Source organism: Pseudomonas sp. JV245A (assembly GCF_032424515.1).
GTDB classification, from domain to species: Bacteria; Pseudomonadota; Gammaproteobacteria; order Pseudomonadales; family Pseudomonadaceae; genus Aquipseudomonas; species Aquipseudomonas protegens.
In genome coordinates, this window is the sequence record NZ_VYKE01000174.1 from 1 (window position 1) to 9,735 (window position 9,735).

Sequence of the window (9,735 nt, forward strand, 5' to 3'; positions counted from 1 at the left end):
GGCGCGCCTGGCCGCCCCAGGTTCCACTATCAGTACCTTCACCAGCACCGGCTGGGTGCGCCGGCTGCTGAACAGTGCCGGCTTCAAGATGAAACGCACCCCGGGCATCGGCCACAAATGGGAGGTACTGCGAGGCGAGTTCCTCGGCTGGCCAGAGGATGCGCCGGCGCCGGCCAGGGCCAGGCCCTGGTTCGCCCGCCCCCCGCGGCAAGAGAAGACCGCCCTGGTGATCGGCGGCGGGCTGGCCGGTTGTGCCAGCGCCGCCAGCCTGGCCGCCCGCGGCTGGCAGGTGCAATTGCTGGAGCGTCATGCAGAGCTGGCCCGGGAGGCCTCGGGCAATCCCCAGGGCGTGCTCTACCTCAAGCTCTCGGCCCACGGCACCGCCCTGTCGCAGATGATCCTCAGCGGCTTCGGCTATACCCGGCGCCAACTGGAGCACCTGCAGCGCGGCCAGGACTGGGATGGCTGCGGCGTGCTGCAACTGGCCTTCAATGCCAAGGAAGCCGAGCGCCAGGCCCAACTGGCCGCGGCTTTTCCCGCCGACCTGCTGCACCTGCTGGACCAACCCCAAGCCCAGGCCCGGGCCGGTATCGGCCTTGAGCACGGAGGCCTGTTCTACCCCGAAGGTGGCTGGGTGCATCCGCCGGCCCTGTGCCAATGGCAGGCCAGCCACCCGCGGATCCAGGTCCTGGCACACCGGGAAGTCCTGGAACTGCGTCGGGTCGATGAGCAATGGCAAGCCTGGGACGGCGACCGGATGCTGGCCAGCGCCGCGGTGGTGATCCTCGCCGGTGCGGCCGAGATCAAGCGCTTCCCGGCCAGCGCCGACCTGCCCCTCAAGCGCATTCGCGGGCAGATCACCCGCCTGCCCCAGACCGCACAAAGCCAGAGCCTGGCCACGGTGGTCTGCGCCGAAGGCTACGTCGCCCCCGCGCGCCTGGGGGAACACACCCTGGGCGCCAGTTTCGACTTCAAGAGCCAGGACCTGACCCCCACCAGCGCCGAGCATGCCGGCAACCTGGAGATGCTGCGGGAAATCTCCGGCGACCTGCTGCACCGCCTGGGTGCCGAGCAACTGCCCCTGGACAGCCTGCAAGGCCGCGCGGCCTTCCGCTGCACCAGCCCGGACTACCTGCCCATCGTCGGCCCCCTGGCGGACCCGCTTGCCTTTGCCGAAACCTACGCCGCCCTGGGCAAGGATGCGCGCCAGGTGCCGGACCTGCCCTGCCCCTGGCTCGACGGCCTGTACATCAACAGTGGCCACGGTTCCCGTGGGCTGATCACCGCGCCGCTGTCCGGCGAGCTGCTGGCCGCCTGGCTGGAAAACGAGCCCCTGCCCCTGCCCAGAAGCGTGGCCGAAGCCTGCCATCCGAACCGTTTTGCCCTGCGTCGCCTGATTCGCGGCAAGGCCTGAAGCAGAGCGGCGGCGCTGACTTTCCAGCGCCGCCAATGGCCGCTGGCCAGCACCAAGCGCTACATCCAACCGTCCGGCCCCACTCAACTACTTATAACCGATCGATCTAAAACTCCCGAGTTACGCACAGGTCAGTTTCCAGGTAGCCGCCCTTTTGACGGCGGCAGATTGACTCTCCCCAACGGAAAAACCGGTAAGGACTTATGTGCGGACTAGCTGGCGAATTACGCTTTGATCATCAACCTGCCGACCTGGCAGCGGTTGAACGAATCACCCACCACCTGGCCCCTCGCGGCCCGGACGCCTGGGGCTTTCACAGCCAGGGCCCGATTGCCCTCGGCCATCGACGGTTGAAAATCATGGACCTTTCGGACGGCTCGGCGCAGCCCATGGTCGACAACCAACTGGGCCTGTCCCTGGCCTTCAATGGCGCGATCTACAACTTCCCCGAACTGCGCGCCGAACTGGAAGGCAAGGGTTATGCCTTCTATTCCGGCGGCGACACTGAGGTGTTGCTCAAGGGCTACCACGCCTGGGGCGCGGACCTGCTGCCCAAGCTCAACGGCATGTTCGCCTTCGCCATCTGGGAGCGCGATGCCCAGCGCCTGTTCATCGCCCGCGACCGCCTCGGGGTCAAGCCGCTGTACCTGTCGCGCACCGGCCAGCGCCTGCGCTTCGCCTCGGCCCTGCCGGCGTTGCTCAAAGGTGGCGACATCAACCCGTTGCTCGACCCCGTGGCGCTCAACCACTACCTGAACTTCCATGCCGTGGTGCCAGCACCGCGAACCCTGCTGGCAGGCATCGAAAAACTGCCGCCGGCCACCTGGATGCGTATCGAGGCCGACGGCCGCACCGAGCAGCAGACCTGGTGGACCCTACCCTACGGCCCCCGTGCCGACGAAACCAACCTGACTCTGGAAGACTGGCGTGACCGGGTGCTGGACAGCACCCGTGAAGCGGTGGCCATCCGCCAACGGGCAGCGGTGGATGTGGGCGTGCTGCTGTCCGGCGGTGTCGACTCCAGCTTGCTGGTGGGCCTGCTGCGAGAGGTCGGGGTGGACAACCTGTCGACCTTCTCCATCGGCTTCGAGGACGCCGGTGGCGAGCGGGGCGACGAGTTCCAGTACTCCGACCTGATTGCCCGGCACTACGGCACCCGGCATCACCAGTTGCGCATCGATGAACGTGAAATCATCGAACAGTTGCCCGCGGCCTTTCGGGCCATGAGCGAGCCGATGGTCAGCCACGACTGCATCGCTTTCTACCTGCTGTCCCGGGAAGTGGCCAAGCACTGCAAGGTAGTGCAAAGCGGCCAGGGCGCCGACGAACTCTTTGCCGGCTACCACTGGTACCCGCAGGTGGACGGCGCCAGCGACCCCTACGCGGCCTACCGTGCGGCCTTCTTCGACCGCAGCTACGACGACTACGCGGCCACCGTACAACCGCAGTGGCTGACCGCCAACGATGCCGCCGGGGATTTTGTCCGCGAGCATTTCGCCCAGCCCGGCGCCGACGCAGCTGTGGATAAGGCCCTGCGCCTGGACAGCACGGTGATGCTGGTGGATGACCCGGTCAAGCGTGTGGATAACATGACCATGGCCTGGGGCCTGGAGGCGCGCACGCCGTTCCTCGACTACCGCCTGGTGGAGCTTTCGGCCCGGGTGCCGGCGCGCTTCAAGTTGCCGGACGGCGGCAAGCAGGTGCTCAAGGAAGCTGCGCGGCTGGTGATCCCCAGCGAGGTGATCGACCGCAAGAAAGGCTACTTCCCGGTGCCGGGCCTCAAGCACTTGCAGGGCGCGACCCTGGACTGGGTACGCGAACTGCTGCTGGACCCGAGCCAGGATCGCGGCCTGTTCAAGCCGGCCATGCTCGACCGCCTGCTGACCGATCCCCAGGGCCAGTTGACGCCCTTGCGCGGCTCCAAGCTGTGGCAACTGGCGGCATTGAACCTGTGGCTCAGCGAACAAGGAATCTGACCGATGAAAGCTCACGCCACGGCTTACAGCCAACGCCTGCTGCGCGGCCAGGCGCCGTCCTATGAACGCCTGCAGGCGCGCTTCGCCGAAGACGGCAGCGAACCCGGGTGCGAACCGATCGCGGTACATTGCGGTTGGGGCCGCCTGCTGATCGGCCATACCTTTCCCGACCCCACCAGCCTGGCCGGGGAGTTGCTCAACGAGCGACCTGGCGAACGCGACATCGCTCTGTATGTGGCGGCGCCACAACAAGTGCTGGGGCTGGAACCGGCGCAACTGTTCCTCGACCCTTCCGATACCCTGCGCCTGTGGTTCAGCGATTACCGCCAGGCCACTCGGGTATTTCGCGGTTTCCGCATCCGTCGCGCCCAGAGCGAAGCCGACTGGCAAGCCATCAACCAGCTGTACCAGGCCCGCGGCATGCTGCCCATCGACCCGCAACTGCTGACCCCGCGCCATCAGGGCGGGCCGGTGTACTGGCTGGCCGAGGACGAAGACAGCGGCGCGGTGATCGGCAGCGTCATGGGCCTCAATCACCACAAGGCCTACCAGGACCCGGAACACGGCAGCAGCCTCTGGTGCCTGGCAGTGGACCCCGACTGCAGTCGCCCGGGCGTCGGCGAAGTGCTGGTGCGCCACCTGATCGAACACTTCATGAGCCGCGGCCTGAGCTACCTCGACCTGTCGGTGCTGCACGACAACCGCCAGGCCAAGAACCTCTACGCCAAACTCGGCTTTCGCACCCTGTCGACCTTCGCCATCAAGCGCAAGAACGGCATCAACCAGCCGCTGTTCCTCGGCCCCGGGCCCCAGGCGGAGTTCAACCCCTATGCGCGGATCATCGTCGAGGAAGCTCATCGCCGGGGCATCGATGTGCAGGTGGATGACGCCGACGCCGGGCTGTTCACCCTCAGCCACGGCGGGCGCCGGGTACGCTGCCGGGAATCACTGAGCGATCTCACCAGCGCCATCAGCATGAGCCTGTGCCAGGACAAGAGCCTGACCCACAAGGTGCTCAAGGGTGCTGGCTTGAACCTGCCGGCGCAGCAACTGGCGGGCAACGCCGATGACAACCTGGGCTTTCTCGACGAGCACCAGCGGGTGGTGGTCAAGCCCCTGGATGGCGAGCAGGGACAAGGCGTGGCGGTGGACCTGCGGACCATCGAAGAGGTGCAAAAGGCCATCGACCACGCCCGCCGCTTTGACAGCCGGGTATTGCTGGAAAGCTTCCACGAAGGCCTGGACCTGCGCATCTTGGTGATCGGCTTTGAAGTGGTGGCAGCGGCTATCCGCCGTCCCGCGGAAATCATCGGTGATGGTCAGCACTCCATCGGCGCGCTGATCGAAGCCCGCAGCCGTCGCCGCCAGGCGGCCACCGGCGGCGAGAGCAAAATCCCCCTGGACCAGGAGACCCAGCGCACCCTGCACGCCGCCGGCTACGACTACAACAGCGTACTGGCCGCCGGGGAGCGGCTGTTTGTACGGCGCACCGCCAACCTGCACACCGGCGGCACTCTGGAAGACGTCACCGGCATCCTTCATCCGACCCTGGCCGACGCCGCCATCCGCGCAGCCCGTGCCCTGGACATTCCCGTGGTGGGCCTGGACCTGATGGTGCCGGCGGCGGATCAGCCCGAGTACGTGTTCATCGAAGCCAACGAACGCGCCGGGTTGGCCAATCACGAACCGCAACCCACCGCCGAACGTTTTGTCGACCTGCTGTTTCCCCACAGCCAACCGGCGCCGTGATCCTTCGCCGGCAAGCCGGCTCCTACCCTCACTGGTAGGAGCTGGCTTGGCAGCGAAGGCGCCCCCTGGCCCTGCATCCATGCCCTCATCGAAACCATCGATGGCCGTTTCTCATCAGGAGTTTCCATGACCCGCAAGATTCCCGAACCCGACCTCGCCTACCTGCAGAAAGTCCTCCTGGAAATGCTCGCCATTCCCAGCCCCACCGGCTTTACCGACACCATCGTGCGCTATGTCGCCGAACGCCTTGAAGAACTGGGCATCCCCTTCGAGCTGACCCGTCGTGGCACCATTCGCGCCACCCTCAAGGGCCAGAAGAACAGCCCGGACCGGGCCGTCTCGGCGCACCTGGACACCATTGGCGCCAGCGTGCGCGCGGTGAAGGACAACGGCCGCCTGACCCTGGCCCCGGTGGGCTGCTGGTCCAGCCGCTTTGCCGAGGGCAGCCGGGTCAGCCTGTTCACCGACAACGGCGTGTTGCGCGGCAGCGTCCTGCCGCTGATGGCCTCCGGGCACGCCTTCAACACCGCGGTGGACGAACTGCCCATCAGTTGGGACCACATCGAGCTGCGCCTGGATGCCTACTGCACCACCCGCGCCGACTGCGAATCCCTGGGGATAGGCGTGGGTGACTTTGTTGCCTTCGACCCCTTGCCCGAGTTCACCGAAAGCGGCCATATCAGCGCCCGGCACCTGGACGACAAGGCCGGTGTCGCCGCGCTGCTGGCCGCGCTCAAGGCCATAGTCGACAGCGGCGAGCCGCTGATGATCGACTGCCATCCGCTATTCACCATCACCGAAGAAACCGGCAGTGGTGCGGCAGCGGCCCTGCCCTGGGACGTCAGCGAGTTCGTCGGCATCGACATTGCCCCGGTCGCCCCGGGCCAGCACTCCAGCGAACATGCGGTGAGCGTGGCCATGCAGGACTCCGGTGGCCCCTACGACTATCACTTGTCCCGCCACCTGCTGCGCCTGGCCGGCGAACACGAGTTGCCGGTGCGTCGCGACCTGTTCCGCTACTACTTCAGCGACGCCCATTCGGCGGTCACCGCCGGCCACGACATCCGCACTGCGCTGCTGGCCTTCGGTTGCGACGCCACCCACGGCTATGAGCGCACCCATATCGACAGCCTGGCGGCACTCAGCCGCCTGCTGGGGGCCTACATCCTCAGCCCGCCGGTATTTGCCAGCGACGCGCAACCGGCCCAGGGCTCACTGGACCGCTTCAGCCATCAACTGGAGCACGATGCACAAATGGAAAGCGATACCCGGGTGCCCTCGGTGGACAGCCTGGTGGGGCAGAAATCCTGAACCCGCCCCGGCGTTTGTGCACGCCCTGGCTGGCGGCACGGCCCCGGGCGCAGTAGGATCCCGGATTGTTTGCCGGAGGCCCCCATGCTGATTCCCCACGACCAACTTGAAGTCGACACCCTGACCCGCCTGATCGAGGACTTCGTAACCCGCGAGGGCACCGACAACGGTGATGAAACGCCCCTGGAGACCCGTGTGCTGCGGGTGCGCCAGGCCTTGACCAAGGGCCAGGCGGTAATCGTCTTCGATCCGGACAGCGAACAGTGCCAACTGATGCTCAAGCACGATGTGCCCAAGGAGCTGTTCGACTGACCCTACCCCCGGCCCAGCTTCTCTGGGCCGGGTTATTCAGCCATTGGAAAAGCGCGGGCCGAACAGAATCACACTGGCCCCGATCACGCACAGCGCCAGCCCCAGCCAATCCGAACCCAGGGGCCGTACCCGCTCCACCACTGCCAGCCAGCCAATCGAAGCGACGATATAGATGCCTCCGTAGGCGGCATAGGCGCGCCCGGCGTAGGTGGCCTCGACCTTGGTCAGCAACAGGGCGAACAGGGTCAGGCTGACCAGCGCGGGAATCACCCACAAGGCACTCTTGCCCTGACGCAGCCACATCCAGAACGCATAGCAGCCGGCGATTTCAAACAGCGCGGCGAGGAAGAACCACAGGTAATTGAGCATGCAGGAACTCGTCAGGATTGTCGGATGCCGGCAACCCTAACGACGCCCAGGGGGATTGGGCAAGCTCAACTGGCGCTTTGCTTGGCCTTGGCGCGCATCTTGTCGGCCATCAGGGTCATTTCGTCGTACAGCGCCTGGGGATTTTTCTGCTTCAGGGCCCAGGCCATGCGGCCCTGCTCGTGGGGTAGGATCATGAACTGGCCGGCATCGACCTGGGCATGGATGTAGTCGGCGATCTCGGCGGCGGTGATCGGCGAGTTTTCCAGCAACTTGCCCACCTGGGCCTTCATGGCCGGGGTCGGCCCCCGGAAGGAGTCCAGCAGGTTGGTCTGGAAGAACGACGGGCAGACCACATGCACGCCGATTTCCTGCTGCGCGAGCTCGATCAACAGGCTCTCGGAAAGCGCCACCACTCCGGCCTTGGCCACGTTGTAGTTGCTCATGGCCGGGCCCTGCATCAAGGCCGCCATGGAAGCGATATTGATGATCTTGCCCTTGCTCTGCTCCAGCAGCGGCAGGAAGGCCTTGCAGCCCTTGACCACCCCCATCAGGTTGATCGCGATCTGCCAGTCCCAATCTTCCAGCGACAGTTCGCTGAAGAACCCGCCAGAGGCCACGCCGGCGTTGTTGACGATGATGTCGATGCCGCCGAACTTCACCTCGCAGGCCTGAGCGAAGGCGGTCAACTGGCTGTAGTCACGCACATCGCAACGCTGCACAAAACCGTCACCACCGGCTGCACGCACCAGTTTCAGGGTTTCCTGCAGGCCCGCCTCGCTGACATCGGACAAGGCCAGCCGCCAGCCCTCGCGGGCCCAGCGCAAAGCGATTTCGCGACCCAGGCCGGAGCCGGCGCCAGTGATCATCATGCGATTTTGCATAAGAGTTGCCTTGTTGTTCCGGGGAAGATGAGCCGCAGTGTAGCGAAGGCCCCTGCGCCACCCACGCACCATCAGGGTGCTGAATGCCCCGGGCAAACCGCCGGCCCGGTGCCCCCGACCTGTCATCCGCCCCCCCTGCTCCGGGCAGGCGCAAAGGAAATAAGACCGAAAGCGGAAAGCTTTAAAAATACTTGGAATTTTCTGGAAGGGCGCAGAGTCGGATTTATTAAGCGGTTCGCTTTATCCCTAAAACGAACTTGTCCTTGAATAACTGCGTTGTTCAACTCTATTCCAATAAGGAAACAGCCATGGGCACCATTCTGATCGTTATTCTGATTCTGCTGCTGATTGGCGGCCTGCCAGTATTCCCGCACTCCAGAAGCTGGGGTTATGGGCCTTCAGGAATCATTGGCGTCGTGCTGGTGGTGCTGTTGGTACTCTTGCTGCTGGGCAGGATATAACGCCCTTATTGCTCGCCCCAGAGCATGTTTGAACGTAAAAAGGCGCCGGTCTTCACCGGCGCCTTTTTATTAGCCCGAATAAAAAACACCCCACTTGTGGGGTGTTTTATTCACGCGGGCAACTTGCGCCAACCCCGCATGACAGGGCCGGCGCTACAGCGTTTAGTCCGGTTTCCCGTTGACCACGCCTGCGGTGTTGTCGAGCAAGCTCTTGGTCGCCGTCTGCAGGAAGGATTCCAGCTTCTGCTTGAGCTGCGCCTCATCGGCAGAATCCGGGATCAGTTCGCCCCCCGGTGCCGAACCCAGTTCGTACTTGTACAGCCGTGGCGGCATTTCCTTGGGCAGTACCAGCACCCGGTCCGCCGTCAGCAGCGCTACGGTCTGGTCACTGCCCGAAGGCTTGATCACGCCGAAGCCCTTGTCGCCTTCCGGCAGGTTGAGCAGGTCGCGCCCCCAGCACTGGTGCAGTACGTCGCCACCCAGGCGGCCCATGATGGTGGGCACGATGTCGATCTGGGTGCCCACGGTGTGGTCACGCTGGCCGAACTTTTCCTGGATGCCCGGAGCGATCATCAGCATGGGCACGTTGAAGCGCCCCAGGTCCATTTCGGTGATCTGCTGCTCGTTGCCGAAGCCATGGTCGCCCACTACCACGAACAGGGTTTCCTTGAAGTAAGGCTCCTTGCGCGCTTTCTCGAAGAACTGGCCCAGGGCCCAGTCGGAGTAGCGCATGGCCGTCAGGTGTTCGTTGAGGCTGCCGCGGTCGGTCACCTTGTCCACCGGCAAAGGCGTGGGCAGGGCATACGGCGTGTGGTTGGACAGGGTCTGCAGCAGGGCATAGAACGGCCCCTTGCCTTCCCGGGCCTTCAACTCTTCCAGGCCGCGGTTGAACATGTCCTGGTCGGACACGCCCCAGGTCGGGTCGGAGAACACCGGATTGACGAAGTCGTTACGGCCGATGAAGTTGGTCATGCCCTGGTTGCTGAAGAACCCCGACTGGTTGTCCCAGGCGAAATCGCCGTTGTAGACATACACGTCATCGTAGTTGCGAGCACTGAGCAGTTGCGGCAGGCCGGACAGCTTGTGGCTGCCTTCCGGGGTCTGCATCAGGTATTCGAAGCCAGGCAGGTTGGGAAAGCACGCCATGGTGGCGAACATGCCCTGGTGGGTGTGGGTGCCGTTGGAGAAGAAGCGGTCGAACAGCAGGCCTTCCTTGGACAGTTTGTCGAAGTACGGAGTGATCTCCCCCGGACGTCCCAGGG

General features: G+C 64.8%; 9 protein-coding genes. 6 read left to right on the forward strand and 3 right to left on the reverse strand.

Features of this window, described 5'->3' with window-relative positions:
* From mnmC to F6S12_RS27460, 5 genes are all read left to right on the forward strand, one after another.
* Positions 1 to 1,414 (forward strand): bifunctional tRNA (5-methylaminomethyl-2-thiouridine)(34)-methyltransferase MnmD/FAD-dependent 5-carboxymethylaminomethyl-2-thiouridine(34) oxidoreductase MnmC (gene mnmC, locus F6S12_RS27440; RefSeq protein ID WP_315869534.1); only part of this gene is annotated, 1,414 nt, incomplete at its 5' end.
* Between the two features lie 203 nt (positions 1,415 to 1,617).
* Positions 1,618 to 3,390, forward strand: coding sequence for an N-acetylglutaminylglutamine amidotransferase (locus F6S12_RS27445; RefSeq protein WP_125062995.1), 1,773 nt, complete (start codon positions 1,618 to 1,620; stop codon positions 3,388 to 3,390).
* Between the two features lie 3 nt (positions 3,391 to 3,393).
* Positions 3,394 to 5,139, forward strand: coding sequence for an N-acetylglutaminylglutamine synthetase (gene ngg, locus F6S12_RS27450; RefSeq protein WP_011062604.1), 1,746 nt, complete (start codon positions 3,394 to 3,396; stop codon positions 5,137 to 5,139).
* Between the two features lie 126 nt (positions 5,140 to 5,265).
* Complete coding sequence (locus F6S12_RS27455) at positions 5,266 to 6,450, forward strand: osmoprotectant NAGGN system M42 family peptidase (RefSeq protein ID WP_015636583.1); 1,185 nt, start codon at positions 5,266 to 5,268, stop codon at positions 6,448 to 6,450.
* Between the two features lie 84 nt (positions 6,451 to 6,534).
* A complete protein-coding gene (locus F6S12_RS27460; RefSeq protein ID WP_011062606.1) occupies positions 6,535 to 6,762 on the forward strand; it encodes a YheU family protein in 228 nt (75 codons plus the stop codon).
* A 36-nt stretch (positions 6,763 to 6,798) separates the two neighbouring features.
* On the opposite strand, the gene F6S12_RS27465 is transcribed toward F6S12_RS27460, so the two are convergent.
* Together F6S12_RS27465 and F6S12_RS27470 are read right to left on the reverse strand one after the other, a co-directional pair.
* Positions 6,799 to 7,131, reverse strand: a complete 333-nt coding sequence (locus F6S12_RS27465) for a YnfA family protein (protein ID WP_011062607.1) — start codon at positions 7,129 to 7,131, stop codon at positions 6,799 to 6,801.
* Between the two features lie 65 nt (positions 7,132 to 7,196).
* Complete coding sequence (locus tag F6S12_RS27470) at positions 7,197 to 8,012, reverse strand: SDR family oxidoreductase (RefSeq protein ID WP_011062608.1); 816 nt, start codon at positions 8,010 to 8,012, stop codon at positions 7,197 to 7,199.
* 308 nt (positions 8,013 to 8,320) lie between these two features.
* Between F6S12_RS27470 and F6S12_RS27475 the strand changes: the two genes are divergently transcribed.
* Positions 8,321 to 8,473 carry a DUF3309 family protein gene (locus F6S12_RS27475; RefSeq protein WP_007945780.1) on the forward strand — a complete coding sequence of 51 codons (153 nt, stop codon included), beginning with the start codon at positions 8,321 to 8,323 and terminating at the stop codon, positions 8,471 to 8,473.
* 162 nt (positions 8,474 to 8,635) lie between these two features.
* Here F6S12_RS27475 and F6S12_RS27480 read toward each other — a convergent pair.
* Positions 8,636 to 9,735, reverse strand: a 1,100-nt coding sequence (locus tag F6S12_RS27480; RefSeq protein ID WP_315869535.1) for an LTA synthase family protein, incomplete at its 5' end; no start/stop codon positions are given.